The organism is Actinosynnema sp. NPDC004786, from assembly GCF_053601135.1.
Window position 1 is genome coordinate 24074 of record NZ_JBSGBG010000045.1, and the last position, 18512, is coordinate 42585.

An 18512-nucleotide genomic window follows, 5' to 3' on the forward strand; every position below is an offset into this window, starting at 1 on the left:
TACGTTGCGCGGTGGCAGTTCACGAACGGAAGACCTGATGATCTCACTCCTCGCGTCCGCGTTGACGGTCGTGGCGCTGGTCGCGGCCCTGTGGTCGCTCGTGCTGGTGATCACCGACCGGCCCGTCACGCTCGCCACCAAACCCACCCTCGGCCTGGCCGCGGTGGTCGTGCTGCTGGAGGTGGGGCTGCTCGCGCAGGCGGTGGTCGCCACCGCCCTGGTGCTCGGCGGCGACCGCGGCGACCTGGACCTGCCCACGTTCTTCGGCTACCTGCTGGCGTCGGTGGCGGTGCTGCCGGTCGGCGCGTTCTGGGCGCTGGGCGACCGGTCGCGGTGGGGCGCGGGGGTGCTGGCCGTGGCGTGCGTGAGCGTGCCGGTGATGATCCTGCGGCTGAACCAGCTCTGGACGTCCCATGGCTGAGCGGTCCGACGTGCTGCGGGAGACGACCCGGTCCGGTCCGGGCCGGATGCTGATCGCGGTGTACGGGATCTTCGCCGTCGCCGCCACGGCCCGGTCGGCGGTGCAGCTCGCCACCCGGTTCGGGCACGCCCCGCTGGCGTACGTGCTGTCGGCGTTCGCGGCGGTCGTGTACGTGGTGGCGACCGCCGCCCTGGCGGGCGTGGTGTCGCGGCGGGTCGCCTACCTGGCGTGCGGCGTCGAGCTGGCCGGTGTGCTGGTGGTGGGCGCGGCGAGCCTGGTGTTCCCCGCGGCGTTCCCGGACGCGACGGTGTGGTCGGACTTCGGCGGCGGCTACGGGTTCGTGCCGCTCGTCCTGCCGGTGCTGGGCCTGCTCTGGTTGCGCCGCACCGGGCTGCGCCACGCGGCACTGCGGCACTCCGAACCGGACCGCTGAACCGGACGGCGCGCCGCCCTCGTAATGCGTTCGAGCCGCCGGACCCCCACAGCCGGCGGCCCATCCGTGGCGGCGGTCGTGACCAAGGGCGTCCGGCAGGGTGCGCCGTCGTGGGTGCAGGAGGCCGGGGGCCCGCCCCCCGGCCTCCGTGATGAAGATCACCTGACGTCACCCGATCCGGTGTCGACCCGGTTGGCGCAGGTCAGGGCCGTCCGGGCGGCGGCGCAGCCAACCCATGTCTGAGCCGGTTCTCAGGTGGGGTGTGCCACCGTTCGCACATCCGCCCGCGGCGCCCGGTGCGGTTGCCCGATAGTCGGCTGTGCCGACGGCGACGCGCCGGCAGGTCCGCCCACCAAGGAGATTCCCACGATGTCCGTGCTGGCTCGCCTGAGCCTGGCCAACCGAAGCCTCGTCGGGCTGCTCAGCCTGCTCGTGATCGGTTTCGGCGTGCTCGCGCTGCCCTCGATCAAGCAGCAGCTGTTCCCGTCCATCGAGCTGCCCGCCGCCGTGGTCATCGCGCCCTACCCCGGCGCGTCGCCGGACCTGGTGGACGGCCAGGTCGCCGAGCCGATCCAGTCGGCCGTGCGCGGCGTGGACGGCGTCGAGCAGGTGTTCACCCGCTCCGCCGAGAGTTCCGCGACCGTGCAGGTGATGTTCACCTACGGCACCGACGTCGACGCGGCCGTGGCGCAGGTGCAGCAGGCGGTGAACCGGCTCCAGCCGCGCCTGCCGCAGGGCGTCGAGCCGACCGTCGCGCAGGGCAGCACGGACGACATCCCGGTCATCGCGCTCGCCGCGACCTCCGGCGACGACGACATCGCCGCCGCGGCCCGGCTGCGCGCCGAGGTCGTGCCCCACCTCGAGGCGATCCCGGGCGTGCGGGAGGCCACCGTCAGCGGTGAGCGCGACCGCCAGGTCACCGTCACCGTCGACTACGCCCGGCTGGCCGCGGCCCGGGTCGAGCCGCAGGCCCTCACCACGGCCCTGACCACGGCCGGCGCGGTCGTGCCCGCCGGCACCGTCGCGGACGGCGACAAGGCGCTGACCGTGCAGGTCGGCGGCCCGGTCGCCTCGGTGGACGACCTGCGCGGCCTGCTCCTCGCCTCGCCCGCCGGGCCGGTCCGGCTCGGCGACGTGGCGCAGGTCGAGTCCGCGCCCGCGCCCGCCACCGCGCTGACCCGCACCAACGGCGAACCCACGCTCGGCATCAGCGTCACCATGACCTCCGAGGGCAACGCGGTCGAGATCTCCCAGCGCGTGCGGGAGCAGCTCGGCGCGTGGGGCGAGGCGGCCGGCTCCACCCTGTCCGTCGCGTTCGACCAGGGGCCCCAGGTGGAGAAGGCGATCAGCGGCCTGACCACCGAGGGCCTGCTCGGCCTGCTGTTCGCGGTCGTGGTGATCCTGCTGTTCCTGCTGTCGGTGCGGTCGACGCTGGTGACGGCGGTGTCGATCCCGCTGTCGGTGGTGGTCGCGCTGATCGCCCTCTACACCGGCGACCTGTCGCTGAACCTGCTCACCCTCGGCGCGCTCACCATCGCGGTCGGCCGGGTGGTGGACGACTCGATCGTGGTGCTGGAGAACATCAAGCGGCACCTCGGCTACGGCGAGGAGAAGCAGCGCGCCGTGCTCGACGGCACCCGCGAGGTGGCGGGCGCGGTGACCGCGTCCACGCTGACCACGGTCGCGGTGTTCCTGCCGATCGCGTTCGTCGGCGGCATCGCGGGCGAGCTGTTCGGCCCGTTCTCCGTCACCGTCACCGTGGCGCTGCTGGCGTCCCTGCTGGTGTCGCTGACGATCGTGCCGGTGCTCGCGTTCTGGTTCCTCCGCAGGCCGGCCGTGCCGACCGACCCGGAGGAGGCGGCGAAGGCCCGCGACGCGGCGCTGGAGAAGGAGCGCCGCAGCCCGCTGCAACGCGCCTACGTGCCCGTGCTGAAGTTCGCCACCACCCGCCGCTGGGCGACGCTGCTGATCGCGGTGCTGATCTTCGGCGGCACGCTCGGCCTGGCCGGCTCCCTGGAGACCAACTTCATCGACAACGCGGGCGGCACCGCGTTGCAGGGCAGCCAGAAGCTGCCGCCCGGCACCGGTCTCGCCGCGCGCGACGAGGCCGCGCGCAAGCTCGAGGGCGTGCTGGCCGACACCGACGAGGTCGAGACCTACCAGGTCACCGTCGGCACGGACAACAGCCTGGCCGCGTTCGGCTTCGGCGGTGACGGCGACACCAGCGTCCGCGCCACCGTCCGCGAGGGCACCGACCTGGAGGCGTTGCAGGACCGGCTGACCGAGCGGCTGAAGGACACCCCCGGCGCGGGCGAGGTGGCGTTCGGCGCGGCGGCGTCCGGCTTCGGCTCGGACACGATCGACGTGCTCGTCACCGCGCCCGACGAGGCCACCCTGCGGGACGCCGCGGACCGCGTGCAGCGGGCCGTCGCCGACACCCCCGGCGTCGGCGAGGTCACCAACGACCTGTCGGTGAGCGCGCCCCGCGTGCAGGTCACGGTGAACGCGGCCGCGGCGGCGGCCCGCGGCCTCTCCGGCCAGACCATCGGCCAGTTCGCGGCGCAGGCGCTGCGCGGCGTGCCGGTGGCGCAGCTGCCCGTCGACGGCGAGGCCCGGCAGGTGCTGCTGCGCACCGGGACCGCGCCGACCGACGTGGCCGCGTTGCGCGCGCTGCCGCTGCCCGGCGGCGTCACGCTCGGCCAGGTCGCCGAGGTGTCCGTGGTGGACGGGCCGGTGCAGGTGCGGCGCACCGACGGCGCGCGCAGCGCCACCGTGTCGGCCAAGGCCACCGGCTCCGACCTGGGCGCGGTGACCGCCGAGCTGACCTCCCGGCTGGACGCGCTGGACCTGCCCGCCGGCGCGGCGCACAGCATCGGCGGCGTCAGCGCCGACCAGGCCGAGACGTTCGCCGACCTGGGCCTGGCCATGCTCGCCGCGATCGCGATCGTGTTCCTGATCATGGTGGCCACGTTCCGCAGCCTGGTGCAGCCGCTGATCCTGCTGGTGTCCATCCCGTTCGCGGCGACCGGCGCGATCGGCCTGCTGCTGCTCACCGGCACCCCGCTCGGCCTGCCCGCGCTGATCGGCATGCTGATGCTCGTCGGCATCGTGGTGACGAACGCGATCGTGCTGATCGACCTGGTCAACCAGTACCGGCGGGACGGCATGCCGGTGCGGGAGGCGGTGGTCGAGGGCGGCAGGCGGCGGCTGCGGCCGATCCTGATGACCGCCGCGGCCACGATCTTCGCGCTGCTGCCGATGGCGCTCGGCATCACCGGCGAGGGCGCGTTCATCGGCAAGCCGCTCGCGATCGTGGTGATCGGCGGGCTGATCAGCTCGACGCTGCTCACCCTGGTGCTCGTGCCGACCCTCTACTCGATGGTCGAGGGCCGCAAGGAACGCCGGGCGGCCAAGCGCGCCGAACCCCGCCCGACCGGGGACCGCGAACCGGTCGCCGTCTGAGCACGCCGGTCGGACAGGCCCCGTCGCCCGCCGCGGCGGCGGGGCCTCGCCGGGTGGCGACCCGGTCGGGCCCCGACGGCGCGGCGGGCGCCCGGTGGGAAACCTCCGCCGCTTCCGAACCCGTGGAAGCGCAGGGCGTCACCTCCGGCGGGTCGCGGTCCGGGTGGCGCTGGAGCGCGACGGGCCGCGGGGCCGGCGGTCGCGGTCGGGAGGGCCGGGGAGCGTGCCGAGCCCCGGGCCGCCGGGCCTCGCCGGAGCGCGACGAGCCCCTGGGCGGAGTGTCCGGCGGGGTCAGGCTTCCGGCTCGTAGGCCAGGTTCGGCCGCAGCCAGCGCTCGACCTCCTCGACCGCCATCCCGCGGCGGCGGGCGTAGTCCTCCACCTGGTCGCGCCCGATGCGGCCCACGGTGAAGTAGCGCGACGCCGGGTGCGCGAAGATCACACCGCTCACGGCCGCCGCCGGGGTCATGGCGAACGAGTCCGTCAACGCCAGCCCCACCCGCTCCGCGCCCAGCAGCTCGAACAGGTCCCGCTTCTCGCTGTGGTCCGGGCTCGCCGGGTAGCCGAACGCGGGCCGGATGCCCCGGAACCGCTCGGCGTGCAGGTCCTCCAGCGCGGGCTCGGCGTCCGGCTCGAACCAGTCCCGCCGCGCCCGCAGGTGCACGTGCTCGGCGAACGCCTCGGCCAGCCGGTCCGCCAGCGCCTTCACCATGATCGCCTTGTAGTCGTCCTGCTCCCGCTCGTACCGGGCGGCCAGCTCCTCCGCGCCGTGGATCGCCACCGCGAACCCGCCCAGGTGGTCGCCGGCCGGCGCCACGTAGTCGGCCAGGCAGCGGTTCGGGCGGCTCTGCGGCTTGGCCGTCTGCTGCCGCAGCATCGGCAACCGCCTGCCGTCCACCACGATGTCGTCGCCCTCGGCGTGCGCGGGCCAGAAGCCGTACACGCCCCGGGCCCGCAACGACCCGTCCGCGACGATCCGGTCCAGCATGGCGTTCGCGTCGTCGAACAGCTCCTGCGCCGCCGGGTTGGTCTCCAGGATCCGCGGGAACTTGCCCTTCAGCTCCCAGGCCAGGAAGAAGAACGTCCAGTCGATCATCTCGCGCAGCTCGGCCACCGACGGCTCCACCACCCGCAGCCCGGTGAACGCGGGCGTCGGCAGGTCGTCGAACGACACCACCTCGGCGTTCGCCCGCGCCTGCTCGACGGTCAGCAACGGCGTGCTCTGCCGGTTCTCGTGCTCCTCGCGCAACCGCTGCTGCTCGGCCCGGTTCGCCTCGGCCAGCTCCTGCGCCCGGTCGGGGTCCAGCAGCGCCGACACCACGCCCGCCACCCGGGACGCGTCCAGCACGTGCACCGTGGTCCGGTCGTACGCGGGCGCGATCCGCACCGCGGTGTGCTGCCGGGACGTCGTCGCCCCGCCGATCAGCAGCGGCAGGTCCATCCCGCGCCGCTGCATCTCCGCCGCCACCGACACCATCTCGTCCAGCGACGGCGTGATCAGCCCGGACAGGCCGATGGCGTCCGCGCCCTCGGCGACCGCGGTGTCCAGGATCTTCGCCGCGGGCACCATCACGCCCAGGTCGACCACGTCGTAGTTGTTGCAGCCCAGCACCACGCCGACGATGTTCTTGCCGATGTCGTGCACGTCGCCCTTCACCGTGGCGAGCACGACCTTGCCGTTGCCGCGGGTCGAGCCGGACGCCTCCTTCTCCGCGTCCATGAACGGCTCCAGGTGGGCCACCGCGCGCTTCATCACCCGCGCGCTCTTCACCACCTGCGGCAGGAACATCTTGCCCGACCCGAACAGGTCGCCGACGACCTTCATGCCGTCCATCAGCGGGCCCTCGATCACGTCCAGCGGACGTGCCGCGGCCAGCCGGGCCTCCTCGGTGTCCTCGACGATGAAGTCGACGATGCCGTGCACCAGCGCGTGCTCCAGCCGCTGCTCCACCGTGCCCTCGCGCCAGGACAGGTCGACCGCCCGCCTGGTGCCCGACCCGGACACCGTGCCGGCGAACGTCACCAGCCGGTCGGTGGCGTCGGGGCGGCGGTCGAACAGCACGTCCTCGACCAGCTCCAGCAGGTCGGCCGGGATGTCCTCGTAGACGGCGAGCTGGCCGGCGTTCACGATGCCCATGTCCAGGCCCGCGCGCACCCCGTGGTACAGGAACGCCGAGTGCATCGCCTCGCGCACGGTGTCGTTGCCGCGGAACGAGAACGACAGGTTCGAGATGCCGCCGCTGATCCGCACCCCCGGACAGCGCTGCTTGATCAGCGGGATCGCGTCCAGGAACGCCTTGGCGTACCCGTTGTGCTCGGCGATGCCCGTCGCCACGGCCAGCACGTTCGGGTCGAAGATGATGTCCTCGGCCGGGAAGTCCGCCTTCTGCGTCAGCAGGTCGTAGGCGCGGCCGCAGATCTCGACCTTGCGCTCGGTCGTGTCGGCCTGGCCCTCCTCGTCGAACGCCATCACGACCACGCCCGCGCCGAAGTCGCGGATGCGGCGGGCCTGGGCGAGGAACTGCTCCTCGCCCTCCTTCAGGCTGATCGAGTTGACCACGCCCTTGCCCTGCACGCACTTCAGCCCGGCCTCCAGCACGCTCCACCGCGAGCTGTCGACCATGATCGGGACGCGGGCGATCTCCGGCTCGGTCGCGATCAGGTTGAGGAACGTGGTCATCGCCCGCTCGCTGTCGAGCAGGTCGGCGTCCATGTTCACGTCCAGCAGGTTCGCCCCGCCGCGCACCTGCTCCAGCGCGACGTCCACCGCCGCCTGGTAGTTCTCCGCCTCGATCAGCCGGCGGAACTTCGCCGAACCGGTCACGTTGGTGCGCTCGCCGATCATCACGAACCCGGTGTCCGCGCCGATCTCGAACGGCTCCAGGCCGCTGAACCGGCTGCGCTCCGGCACCCGCGCCACCGACCGCGGCGCGAGGTCCCCGACCGCCGCCGCGATCCGCGCGATGTGGTCGGGCGTCGTGCCGCAGCAGCCGCCGACGATGTTCACCACGCCGTCCTCGGCGAACTCCCGCAGCAGCGCGGCCGTCTCCTCCGGCGTCTGGTCGTAGCCGCCGAACGCGTTCGGCAGGCCGGCGTTGGGGTGGCTGGCCGTGTAGACGCCGGCGATCCGCGACAGCTCCGCCACGTGCGGCCGCATCTCGGCCGCGCCCAGGGAGCAGTTCACACCCACGACCAGCGGGTCGGCGTGCGCGACGGAGTTCCAGAACGCCTCCACCGTCTGCCCGGACAGCGTCCGGCCGCTCAGGTCCACGATCGTGACCGAGATCCACAGCGGCAGGTGCGGCGCGACCTCGCGGGCCGCGGCGACGGCCGCCTTCGCGTTCAGCGTGTCGAAGATCGTCTCGATGAGCAGCAGGTCGACGCCGCCCTCGGCGAGCGCGCCGATCTGCTCCGCGTAGGTGGCCTTCACCTGGTCGAACGTCACCGTCCGGTACGCCGGGTCCTCCACCCGCGGCGACAGCGACAGGGTGACGTTGAGCGGGCCCACCGAGCCCGCCACGAACCGGCCGCCCGCCTCGTCGGCCGCCTGGCGGGCGAGCTGCGCGCCGCGCAGGTTCATCTCGCGGACCAGCTTCTCCAGGCCGTAGTCGGCCTGCGCGATGCCCGTCGCGGTGAACGTGTTCGTCGTGGTGATGTCCGCGCCCGCGGCCAGGTAGCGGCGGTGGACGTCGAGCACCAGGTCCGGCCGGGTCAGGTTGAGCAGGTCCGGGTCGCCGGTGACGTCGCGCTCGTGGTCGCCGAGCAGGTCGCCGCGGTAGTCGGCCGGGGTCAGCCCGGCAGCCTGGAGCATCGTGCCCCAGGCGCCGTCCAGCACCGCGACGCGCTGGTCGAGCAGCTCTCGCAGGGCGTTTTCCGACACGCGGCCTCCCATGGTGGTGGGAGGCGCCCTTCGGGTCCTTGCGCCCGACCGAGCGTGGCGGGCCGAAGGCCCGTTGCAGCGCCTCTCGGTCGGGAGACCGATCTTAGCGAAATTCGCGTTTGTGGGCGCACCCGTCCACGACGTGAGACGGTTTCGCGGTCGGTCAGCGGACGATGACGACCTCCAGCGTGCGCGGCCCGTGCACGCCCTCGACCCGTTCCAGCTCGATGTCGCTGGTCGCGGACGGTCCGCTGATCCACGTCTGGGTGCGCGCCCCGGCCAACGCCGCCACCGCGTCCGGCACCCCCGCGACCACCTGGTCGGCCCGCACCACGACCAGGTGGTAGTCCGGCACGAGCGTGAGCGCGCGCGGCCCCTGGTCGGGGGCGTCGTGGTCGAGCACGATCGTGCCGGTCTCGGCGACCGCCACGTGACAGGCCGTGAGCACCGCGTCGGCCCGTTCGAGCGCGGCCACGTCCACCGGACCGCGCACGACCTCGACCCGGACGGCTTCGGGGTCCGCTCCGGTCGCCGCGTCCACCCACGGCCGGGTCCACTCCGGCGGCGTGCCGGGCGCGGTCACCACGTGCCGCGCGCCGCGCTCCCGGAGCGCCCCGGCGACCGCCGCCGCCACCTCCCCGGCCTCCGCCACCCGCACCCGCGCCCGGTAGTCGCGCAGGCGTTCGGCGAACAGCTCCACGTCACCCGGCCCGCGCGTGCCCGCCGCCCGGTACTCCCGCGGCACCGGCGTCGCGGCCCGCGCGCCCTTCGCCCGCCGCACCCTCGCCAGCACCTCGTCCCGCGCGCTCACCGGGACTCCCACCAGTCGCGGAACGTCTCCTTCGGCGGTTGCGGCAGGTCACGCGCCGCCGACCACCCCGGCAGCGGCACGTGCCGGCTCGCCACCCGGCCGAACTTCCCGAGCCGCACCAGCCGCCGCCACCGCCGCGCGTCCGACATCGCCCACGCCAGCGCCCGCATCGCGGTCGACTCCGGCGTCGTCCGCTTCGCCGACACCACCCGTTCCCGCAGGTGGACCAGCATGGACGGGATGTCGATCGCCACCGGGCACACGTCGTAGCAGACACCGCACAACGACGACGCGAACGGCAGCGTCGGGTTCCGGTCCACCCCGGTGAGCTGCGGCGACAGCACCGCCCCGATCGGACCGGGGTACGTCGAGCCGTACGCGTGACCGCCCGTGCGCTCGTACACCGGGCACGAGTTCAGGCACGCCGAGCAGCGGATGCAGCGCAACGCCGCCCGGCCGTCCGGGTCGGCGAGCGTGGCCGTGCGGCCGTTGTCCACCAGCACCACGTGGCTGGTCTGCCCCTCCGTCGGCCCCGTCCACACCGACGTGTACGGGTTCATCCGCTCGCCCGTGGACGACCGGGGGAGCAGCTGCAGGAACACCTCCAGGTCCTGCCAGCGGGGCACCAGCTTCTCGATCCCCACCACGCTGATCAGCGTGCGCGGCAGGGTCAGGCACATCCGCCCGTTGCCCTCCGACTCGACCACCACCAGCGACCCCGTCTCGGCCACGCCGAAGTTCGCGCCCGAGATCGCCACGTCCACCGTCGTGAACTTGTGCCGCAGGTGCCGGCGCGCCGCCTCCGCCAACGCCCGCGGGTCGTCGGTCAGGTCCGGGTCCACGCCCGGCATCCCGCGCCGGAAGATCTCCCGGATCTCCGACCGGTTGCGGTGGATCGCGGGCACCAGGATGTGGCTCGACTTGTCGTGGCCCAACTGCACGATCAACTCGGCCAGGTCGGTCTCCACCGCGTGCACGCCGATGTCGGCCAACGCCTCGTTCAGCCCGATCTCGACCGTGGCCATCGACTTCACCTTGATGACCTCGCGCGTCCCCGTGGCCCGCACCAGCCCGGCCACGACCCGGTTGGCCTCGTCGGCGTCCCGCGCCCAGTGCACCTGCGTGCCGCGGCTGGTCAACGCCTCCTCGAACCGCACCAGGTACTCGTCGAGGTTCGCCAGCACCTCGTCCTTGATCGCCGCCCCCGCCGCCCGCAGCCCCGCCCAGTCGGGCAGCTCGGCGACCACGGCCGCGCGCTTGGCCCGGATCGTGCCGGTGGCCTTGGCGAGGTTGCGCCGCAACTGCGCGTTGCCCAGCGCCTCGCGCGCGGCCTTCGGGAACGGCTCGCCGGTCAGGTTGCCGCCGCCGGCGGGCATGCCCAGGAACGTCGTCATCGCGTGTGCTCCAGGATCTGGGCCAGGTGCAGCGGCCGGACACCGCCGCGCAGCCTGCTCAGGCCGCCGCCGATGTGCATCAGGCACGACGAGTCGCCCGCCGTGAGCACGCCCGCCCCCGTGCCGAGGACCGCGCTCATCTTGTCCGCGAGCATCGCGGTGGAGGTGTCGGCGTTCTTCAGCGCGAACGTGCCGCCGAACCCGCAGCACGTGTCCGCGCCCGGCAGCTCGACCAGGTCGATGCCCTCGACCGCGCGCAGCAGCCGCAACGGCCGGTCGCCGACCTTCAGCACGCGCAACGAGTGGCACGTCGGGTGGTAGGTGACCCGGTGCGGGAAGTACGCGCCCACGTCGGTGACGCCGAGGACGTCCACCAGGAACTCCGACAGCTCGTAGGTCCGCCGCGCCGTCTCCTCGGCCGCCTCGGCCAGCGCGCGGTCGCCGTGCTCGCGCGCCACGCCCGCGTGCTGGTGGCGCACCGACCCCGCGCACGACCCGGACGGCGCGACCACCACGTCGGCGTCCTCGAACGCCCGCACGTGGTTGCGGACCAGCGGCAACGCCTGGCCCGCGTACCCGGTGTTGACGTGCATCTGCCCGCAGCACGTCTGCCCCGGCGGCACGACCACCTCGTGGCCGAGCCGCTCCAGCAGCCGGACGGTGGCCTTGCCGACGTCCGGGAACAGCCCGTCGACCAGGCACGTGACGAAGAGCGCGACCTTCACCGCGACGAGTCTAGACTGCGTGGCCTGACCACACCAGGGCTGTGGTCAGACCACAGGAGGTGCGGACGGTGTCCGGGTACGGCGCGGTGCTGCGGCACGTCGAGTCGGAGCTGAGCGCGGGCAGGCTCGGCGTGGGGCAGCACCTGCCCGCCGAGCGCAGGCTGGCCGAGGACCTCGGCGTCAGCCGCGCCACCGTCCGCGAGGCGATCCGCGTGCTCCAGGCGATGGGCGTGGTGCGCAGCGGCGTCGGCTCCGGACCCGACGCGGGCACGACCGTCATCGCCGACCCCGCGGGCGGGCTCGGCGCGGCCCTGCGCCTGCACCTGGCCACCCGCAGGCTCCCGATGGCCGACCTCGTCGGCACCCGCGTCATGATCGAGAGCCACTCGGTGCGCGCGGCCGCCGCCACCCCCGACCACCCCGACCTCGCCCGCGCCGCCGACCTGCTGACCCGCATGGACGCGCCCGACCTCGACGCGGACGCGTTCCACCAACTCGACGCCGACTTCCACGTCGCGCTCACGGCCGCCGCCGGCAACGCGGTGAACACCGCGATCATGGCGGCCCTGCGCGACGCGATCCACCGCACCGTGCTCGACGCCGTGCAGGCCCTGCCCGACTGGTCCCGCACCGCCGTCCGGCTGCGCCGCGAGCACCGGTCGATCCTGCGCGCCGTCCGGGCGGGCGACGGCGAGCTGGCCGCGGCCCGCGTGACCCGCCACGTCCGGGGGTTCCACCGCGAATGGGCCCGCCACGCGGGTCCGACGTGACCGGACGGCCCCGCCGCGACCCCCGCCACCGCGAACCCCGGCCCCGCCGCGGCCCCCCGTCACCGCGAACCCCGCCGGACGTCACTCGGGCAGGTGATGCCGGACGTCCTCCGAATCGGCCAGGCGCCCCCGGATGTCCTCCAGCGTGGCCGGGGCGGCCCCGTGGGCCCGCGCCTGGACCAGCACGTTGCCCAACGCGGTGGCCTCCACCGGACCCGCCGTCACCCGCCGCCCGGACAGGGTCGCCGTCAACCGGCACAGCAGGTCGTTGCGCGACCCGCCGCCCACGACGTGGATCACGTCCACGTCCCGCCCGGTCAGCCGCGCCGCCTGGTCCACCGTGCGGGCGTAGGCGACGGCCAACGAGTCCAGCACGCACCGCACCGTCTCGACCGGACCCGCCAACGGACCCGTCGCCGCCTCCGCGATCCGACGCGGCATGTCACCCGGCGGGATGAACGCCGGGTCGTCCACGTCCACCGTCGGCCCACCCGCCGGCAGCGCCTCCGCCCGCGCCAGCAGGTCCGCCGGGTCCAGCCCCGGCCACTCCCGCATCGACTCCTGGAGCAGCCACAACCCGCCCACGTTGCGCAGGAACCGGATCCGCCCGTCCACCCCGCCCTCGTTGGTGAAGTTCAGCTCCCGCGCCCGCCCGTCCACCACCGGCGCCGGCAGCTCGACCCCCGCCAACGACCACGTCCCGCTGGACACGTAGGCGAACCGCGACCCGTCGGCGGGCAGCGCCACCACCGCCGACGCCGTGTCGTGCGACCCGACGGCCGTGACCGGCGTCGCGCGGGGCAACCCGGTCGCCCGCGCCACCTCCGGCCGCAGCACGCCGCGCACCTCGCCCGGCTCCTGCAACGGCGGCAACGGCACACCGGCGGCCAGCTCCGCCGACCACGTGCGCGTCCGCACGTCCAGCAGGCCCGTGGTCGACGCGTTCGTGATCTCCGTGCGCAGCTCGCCGGTCAACCAGTACGCCAGCAGGTCCGGCAGCAGCACCACGTGCGCGACCTTCTCCCACAGCGGCGACGACCGCTCCGCCTCCAGCTGGTAGAGCGTGGTGAACGGCAGGAACTGCAGGCCGTTGATCGCGTACAGGTCCTCGAACGGCACCCGCGCGTGCACCCGCTCCACCGCCTCGGCCGTCCGCCCGTCCCGGTAGGAGACGGGCTCGGCCAGCAGCTCGCCGTCCGCGCCCAGCAGCCCGTAGTCCACGGCCCAGGTGTCGATGCCGATCGACGCCACCTCGCCGAACCCGGCGGCCAGCGCCCGCAGGCCGGTCAGCACCTCCCGGTACAGGCCGGTGAAGTCCCACCGCAGGCGCCCGTCGCGGTGGACCACCCCGTTCGGGAAGCGGTGCACGACGTGCAGCGTGGTCCGGCCGCCGGCCACCACCCCGGCCACGACCCGGCCGCCCGAGGCGCCGATGTCCACGGCTCCGAAAACCCCGGCGACGGACGACATGGGCGACTCCTCGGCTTGAATCGTTTCAAACCACCGCAGTGAAGCGCCCCGCGCCCGCCCTGTCAAGGACGCCGTCCGATCCCCGGGAGGACCGGGGACCGGACGGCGACCGCGCGACCCGGGGCCGGCGACCCCGGACCCGGGCCGCGCGGGCTCAGTCGCCCAGCGGGTTGAGCAGGTCGGCCTTGCCCTCGAACGCGAACAGCAGCAGGTCCGTCATCCGGAACGTCCGCGCGTCCGGCCCGAACCGCGGCCGCCACGACGGCTCCCGCACGATCGACGTGCGGCTGCCCTCCATGGCGCGGTGGAACACCTCCGCCACGATCCGGCCGCCCACCGGCCCCAGCCGGCCGCCGGCGAACTCCGCCTCCCGCAGCACGTACAGCCACAGCGGCGTCGCGGCGGTCACCGCGGCCTTCTGCGCGTCGGTCAACGAGTCCAGCACCGCCCCGCCGTTGCCGACCAGGACCTGCTCGTCCGTCAACGGCGGCACGCCCAGGAACTCCGCCATCTGCTGACCACTGGCCAACCGCACCATGTCCGCCCGGGTCAGGTTGCGGAACGCCAGGTTGCGCTGGATCTCCGGCACCGTGCCGCCGCGCCCGCCGAACGACCCCGCCGGGAGCTGCGTCAACGGGTTCACCAGCAGGCTGTCCACCCGCTTGGCCACGTTGCCGCCGTCCGCGGTCGGCGGCACCAGGTCGGGCCGGTCGGCCTCGGTGAAGTCGTACAGCCGGCGGAAGTCCGCGATCCAGTTCGTCGGCAGCGCGTCCACCGTGCCCGAGTTCGGGTTGTCCAGGTCCGGCAGCGCCGAGCCCGGGTCGAAGTTGCCGGACGTGCCGGTGAACACGAACAGCAGGAACAGCGTGGCGACCCCGCCCGGACCGGCCGAGTTGAACACCCGGTTCCACTGGTACGCGCCCCGGACCATGCTGTGCCCCAACCGGTACGCCGCGACCGAGAACTCCAGCGGCATCGTCGGGTGCAGCCCGTGCGGCGCCGTGCCGCGACCCGGCGCCTCGAAGAACCGCCGGCCGTTGGCGAACACGTCGTCCACGACGGCCGGGTCCACGATCCGCGGCAGGAAGTCGGTGCGCAGCACCCACTGGTAGTGGCGCACCACCTCCTCCCGCGCCGCGGTGAACAACCGCCGCCCGGTCAGCCCGCGCAACGCCAACTCGTCCACGACCCGGTTGTGGAACCGGATGAACGCCAGGTGGTGCTGCGCGACGATCAGGTTCTCGTCGTTGCGCGCGTCCGGGATCAACGGCCGACGCCGGTCCGCCCCCGTCGTGCCCGCCGCGCCGAACCGCGGCAGGTCGAACCCCTCCAACGCGACGTTCACCCGCTCGTCCGGGAACGGCGTCGGCGACGTCGTGCCGACCTTCAGCTTCACCCCGTCCGCGGCGTAGAAGATCCGGTCGTTGCGGTCGCCCGGACCGCGCCCGTAGACCGAGTCGAGGTCCAGCGCCGGCGACCGGCCCTGCAGCAGGTCGTCGAGGTTGACCTCCTCGCCGAGCTGCGCCTCGGTGCGGTCCATGGTCAGGTCGTGGTCCACGAACTGGCCGAGGTAGGTGAACCCCGCCGGCACCGGCGGCGCGGCGGAGTCCTGCTGCGGGACGTCCGCCGTCATGGCGGTGGCCAGCGCGATCCTGGTCTCCTCGTCCAACCGCGGACCCTCCGGGCCGAGCCGGGAGAACCGGAACCGGCGTAACTCCTCCACGGTGAGCGGTTGGCGGGCCGTCGCCACGCCGTCGCGGTCGAACTCCAACACCCCCTCGCCGACGACGAAGAAGCTGTTCGTGCCGTGCTGCTTCATTGACCCCCCAGGTCATGTGGTTGCCCGGATCGACCGGGCGGGACGAACGCACCCCCTGTGGCCGCCCCAACTACACATGTACCAGGCGATGTCCATCAGATACCCGGACCATTCCGCTGAGCCGATCGCGCCAGTCCACGCGGGCCGGCAAGTCGCTGGTCGGGAGCTTCCTGAGAGATCCTGTGAATTTCCTTGCCCGTCAGCCGTTGTCGGCCGCGTTCAGGCACGCCCGCGGCACCCGGCGTCCTCTCTTGGCGGCCGTCCGGCGTTCTCGGCGGCGTTCGGGCGCGTGCAGTCGTTCAGGCGTTCTCGGTGGCGTTGCAAATCCCCCTCCGGTCGCACGTCCTCGGTGGCGTTGACCGTGCCCTTGGGGCAGGGCGTAGACAGGTCGGCACACACGCCGAGGGGGATTCACGGATGATCGATTACGCGACGCACAGCCGGTTCACCGATCCGGGTCCACTGACCGGGTGGTTGAACGGCATCGAGCCGGACCTGAGTGAGCTGCACCGCACCGCGTCCACCCTGGTGTTCCACTTCTGGGGCAACGGCGACGTCACCGACCACGGCTTCCTCCCGGCGCGGCGGGCCGAGGTGGACCTGCGCTACGCGGCCGACATGCTCGCGCGCCTGCACGAGCTGAATCCCGGGCCGTTGGGCGCGGAACGGGCGACGACGGAGCGGATCCTGGGCTGCTGCCGGGACTTCACGCTGCTGTTCGTGTCGATGGCGCGGCAGTGCGGGATCCCGGCACGGTCGCGGGTCGGGTTCGCCGCGTACCTCGTGCCCGGCCGGCACGTCGACCACGTCGTGGCCGAGGTGTGGGACGGCGACCGGTGGCGGCTGGTCGACCCCCAGTTCGCCGTCCCCGACTCCGACCTCGGCGGGGTGGATCCGACCGACCTGCCGCGAGACCGTTTCCTGGTGGGCGCGGACGCGTGGCGGGCGTGCCGGTCGGGCGCGCTCGACCCCGACCGCTTCGTGATCTCCCCGGACCGGACCGACCCGCGCCTGCGCGGCCTGCCACAGATCCGGCACAACCTCGTGCAGGACCTCGCGGCGCTGAACAAGCACGAGATGATCCTCTGGGACCTGTGGGGCTGCCTGACCGACGACCCGGCAGTGTCCGACCCGGCAGTGTCCGAACAGGACGCCGCAGCCGCCGACGAGCTGGCCGCGCTGCTCCAAGACCCCGACAGCGCCGACGTGAGCGCAATCTTCACCACCGACCCCTACCGCGTGCCACCGGTGATCACGTCCATCGACCAGACCACCCTGGCACCGGTGGAGGTCACACTGCGCTGAGCCACCTCTGTCCACGACGGACAGTCCCCGGTGGACGCTCCTGCATGCCCGTCTCGCCCGCGGCCACCGTGACCCCGCCGCCCGCGAGCGCCCGATCCGCGACGGGCCGGCCGCCACCGGGGGCGAGCCGGCGCGGGTCGATCCTCGACCGCCGGCCCGGCGCATCCCCGACTCCCGACGCCGGCCGCGCCCAGGCCGCAGGCGCTCGACCGCCCGGCGGTCGACGCGACGCTACGGGGCGCGGACGCTCGATGCGAGCGGGTCGGTGCCGCACGTTCGCCCTCCCACTGCCGCACGTTTCCGCGGCCACTGCCTCGCGTCTCCCCGGTCACCGCCTCGCGTCTACGGGGCGGGGGCGTCGAGGGGGCGGGTGGGGCGGCGGGTGGTTGGGCAGGCCGGTGGTTGAGCGGGGCCTCATTTCTTCAACCGACGTTTGACGGTGAAGATAACGGTGTTTTGGTGAGTCGGGCAAGACAGGTTCACTCGATCGGGTTCGGGGTGTCGGGCGAAACCGCAGGTCGGAGGGAGTGGGGTGATCGTCGCCCCGTCCACCACACTGAACGTCATGACCTCTCCCGAGCACCTCGACGTCGTGATCGTGGGCGCCGGGCTCTCCGGTGTCGGCGCGGCCTTCCGCCTCCGCACCGAGTGCCCCGGCAAGTCCGTCGCGATCCTCGAAGCCCGCGACACCCTGGGCGGCACGTGGGAGGTGTTCCGGTACCCCGGCGTCCGGTCCGACTCCGACATGTTCACCCTCGGCTACCCGTTCCGCCCCTGGCGCGAGGCGGCGGCGATCGCGGACGGGCCGTCGATCCTCCGGTACATCCGGTCCACGGCCGCCGAGTTCGGCATCGACCGGCTCGTGCGCTACCGCACCAAGGTCGTCGCGGCCGACTTCGACACCGGGACGGCCCGCTGGACGCTCACCGTCGCCACCGACGGCACGACGAGAACGATCACCTGCGACTTCCTCTACACCTGCGCCGGCTACTACGACTACGACCACCCGCACGACCCGGCCCTCCCGAACCTCGACGCGTTCCGCGGCGTCGTCGTCCGACCCCAGTTCTGGCCCGACGACCTCGACTACGCCGGCAAACGGGTCCTCGTCATCGGCAGCGGCGCGACGGCGGTCACGCTCGTGCCCGCCATGGCGCGCACCGCGGCCCACGTCACGATGCTCCAGCGCTCGCCCACGTGGATCGGCGTGGTCCCCGGGCGCGACCGCCTCGCCGACGCCGCCCGCGCCGTCCTGCCCGCGACCGCCGCCCACCGCCTGGTCCGCGCCAAGAACATCCTGGTCAACCTCGCCTTCTACCAGTTCTGCCGCCGCCTGCCGAAGGCCGCGCGCAAGCTCCTCACCGGCCTGTCCGCCCAGGTCCTCGACGCCCGGACGGTCCGCGAGCACTTCACCCCGACCTACGACCCGTGGGACCAGCGGCTGTGCGCGAGCCCCGACGCCGACCTCTTCCACGCGCTCAAGGACGGCCGGGCGTCGGTCGTCACGGACCACGTCGACACGATCACCCCCGACGGCGTGCGGCTGAGGTCGGGGCGGGAACTCGCGGCCGACGTCGTCGTCACCGCCACCGGTCTGCGGCTGCTCGCCCTGGGCGGCATCGCGCCGAGCGTCGACGGCCGCCGCGTCGAGCTGTCCGAGCAGTTCGTCTGGCGCGGCGCGATGATCACCGGCCTGCCGAACTTCGCGGTCTGCCTCGGCTACACGAACGCGTCCTGGACGCTGCGCGCCGACCTGACCTCACGCCTGGTGTGCCGGGTCCTCAACCACATGGACGACCGCGGTTACGCCTCCGTCGTCCCCACGCCGAAGCGCCCGCCGGTCCCGCGCCCGCTGCTCGACCTCGCCTCCGGCTACGTCCAGCGCGCCATCCACGCGTTCCCGCGCCAGGGCGACCGCGGCCCGTGGCGGGTGCGGCAGAACTACCTGCTCGACTCGGTCACCACGCTGCGCGGCAACCTGGACCGCGACCTCGTCGGCACGGCCCGATCGTAGGCAACCCCT

12 protein-coding genes and 1 riboswitch are annotated in these 18512 nt (G+C 73.6%); of the genes, 6 read left to right on the forward strand and 6 right to left on the reverse strand.

Annotation, left to right across the window (positions count from 1 at the left end; genetic code table 11):
- Positions 1-37 precede the first annotated feature (37 nt).
- From ACWEFJ_RS31195 to ACWEFJ_RS31205, 3 genes are all read left to right on the forward strand, one after another.
- Positions 38-421, forward strand: coding sequence for a hypothetical protein (locus ACWEFJ_RS31195; protein WP_378091718.1), 384 nt, complete (start codon positions 38-40; stop codon positions 419-421).
- The gene (locus ACWEFJ_RS31200) at positions 414-854 is read left to right on the forward strand and encodes a hypothetical protein (RefSeq protein ID WP_378091720.1); all 441 of its coding nucleotides are present in this window, start codon (positions 414-416) and stop codon (positions 852-854) included. Before ACWEFJ_RS31195 ends, ACWEFJ_RS31200 begins: the two co-directional genes overlap by 8 nt.
- Before the next feature lie 369 nt (positions 855-1223).
- Positions 1224-4316, forward strand: coding sequence for an efflux RND transporter permease subunit (locus ACWEFJ_RS31205; protein ID WP_449715936.1), 3093 nt, complete (start codon positions 1224-1226; stop codon positions 4314-4316).
- A 291-nt stretch (positions 4317-4607) separates the two neighbouring features.
- On the opposite strand, the gene metH is transcribed toward ACWEFJ_RS31205, so the two are convergent.
- The 4 genes from metH to ACWEFJ_RS31225 all read right to left on the reverse strand — a co-directional run bounded on the left by metH (position 4608) and on the right by ACWEFJ_RS31225 (position 11125).
- On the reverse strand, positions 4608-8195 hold the full coding sequence (gene metH / locus ACWEFJ_RS31210; RefSeq protein WP_449715937.1) for a methionine synthase: 3588 nt from the start codon (positions 8193-8195) through the stop codon (positions 4608-4610).
- A 14-nt stretch (positions 8196-8209) separates the two neighbouring features.
- Positions 8210-8288, reverse strand: a riboswitch (S-adenosyl-L-homocysteine riboswitch).
- 70 nt (positions 8289-8358) lie between these two features.
- Positions 8359-9006: a LutC/YkgG family protein gene (locus ACWEFJ_RS31215; RefSeq protein WP_378091729.1), complete on the reverse strand. Its 648-nt coding sequence runs from the start codon at positions 9004-9006 to the stop codon at positions 8359-8361.
- Positions 9003-10400: a lactate utilization protein B gene (locus tag ACWEFJ_RS31220; protein ID WP_449715938.1), complete on the reverse strand. Its 1398-nt coding sequence runs from the start codon at positions 10398-10400 to the stop codon at positions 9003-9005. Before ACWEFJ_RS31220 ends, ACWEFJ_RS31215 begins: the two co-directional genes overlap by 4 nt.
- The gene (locus ACWEFJ_RS31225) at positions 10397-11125 is read right to left on the reverse strand and encodes a (Fe-S)-binding protein (RefSeq protein ID WP_378091733.1); all 729 of its coding nucleotides are present in this window, start codon (positions 11123-11125) and stop codon (positions 10397-10399) included. The genes ACWEFJ_RS31220 and ACWEFJ_RS31225 overlap by 4 nt, the downstream gene beginning before the upstream one ends.
- Before the next feature lie 41 nt (positions 11126-11166).
- Here ACWEFJ_RS31225 and ACWEFJ_RS31230 point away from each other — a divergent pair, with 41 nt between their 5' ends.
- Complete coding sequence (locus ACWEFJ_RS31230; RefSeq protein WP_378091735.1) at positions 11167-11895, forward strand: FadR/GntR family transcriptional regulator; 729 nt, start codon at positions 11167-11169, stop codon at positions 11893-11895.
- Between the two features lie 81 nt (positions 11896-11976).
- On the opposite strand, the gene ACWEFJ_RS31235 is transcribed toward ACWEFJ_RS31230, so the two are convergent.
- Together ACWEFJ_RS31235 and ACWEFJ_RS31240 are read right to left on the reverse strand one after the other, a co-directional pair.
- On the reverse strand, positions 11977-13365 hold the full coding sequence (locus tag ACWEFJ_RS31235; RefSeq protein WP_449715939.1) for a rhamnulokinase: 1389 nt from the start codon (positions 13363-13365) through the stop codon (positions 11977-11979).
- A 154-nt stretch (positions 13366-13519) separates the two neighbouring features.
- Positions 13520-15184, reverse strand: coding sequence for a peroxidase family protein (locus ACWEFJ_RS31240; RefSeq protein WP_449715940.1), 1665 nt, complete (start codon positions 15182-15184; stop codon positions 13520-13522).
- Between the two features lie 417 nt (positions 15185-15601).
- Between ACWEFJ_RS31240 and ACWEFJ_RS31245 the strand changes: the two genes are divergently transcribed.
- Together ACWEFJ_RS31245 and ACWEFJ_RS31250 are read left to right on the forward strand one after the other, a co-directional pair.
- Positions 15602-16489 (forward strand): transglutaminase-like domain-containing protein, encoded by an 888-nt coding sequence (locus ACWEFJ_RS31245; RefSeq protein WP_449715941.1) that lies wholly within the window; start codon positions 15602-15604, stop codon positions 16487-16489.
- A gap of 565 nt (positions 16490-17054) precedes the next feature.
- Positions 17055-18503 carry a flavin-containing monooxygenase gene (locus ACWEFJ_RS31250; protein ID WP_449715942.1) on the forward strand — a complete coding sequence of 483 codons (1449 nt, stop codon included), beginning with the start codon at positions 17055-17057 and terminating at the stop codon, positions 18501-18503.
- Positions 18504-18512 lie beyond the last annotated feature (9 nt).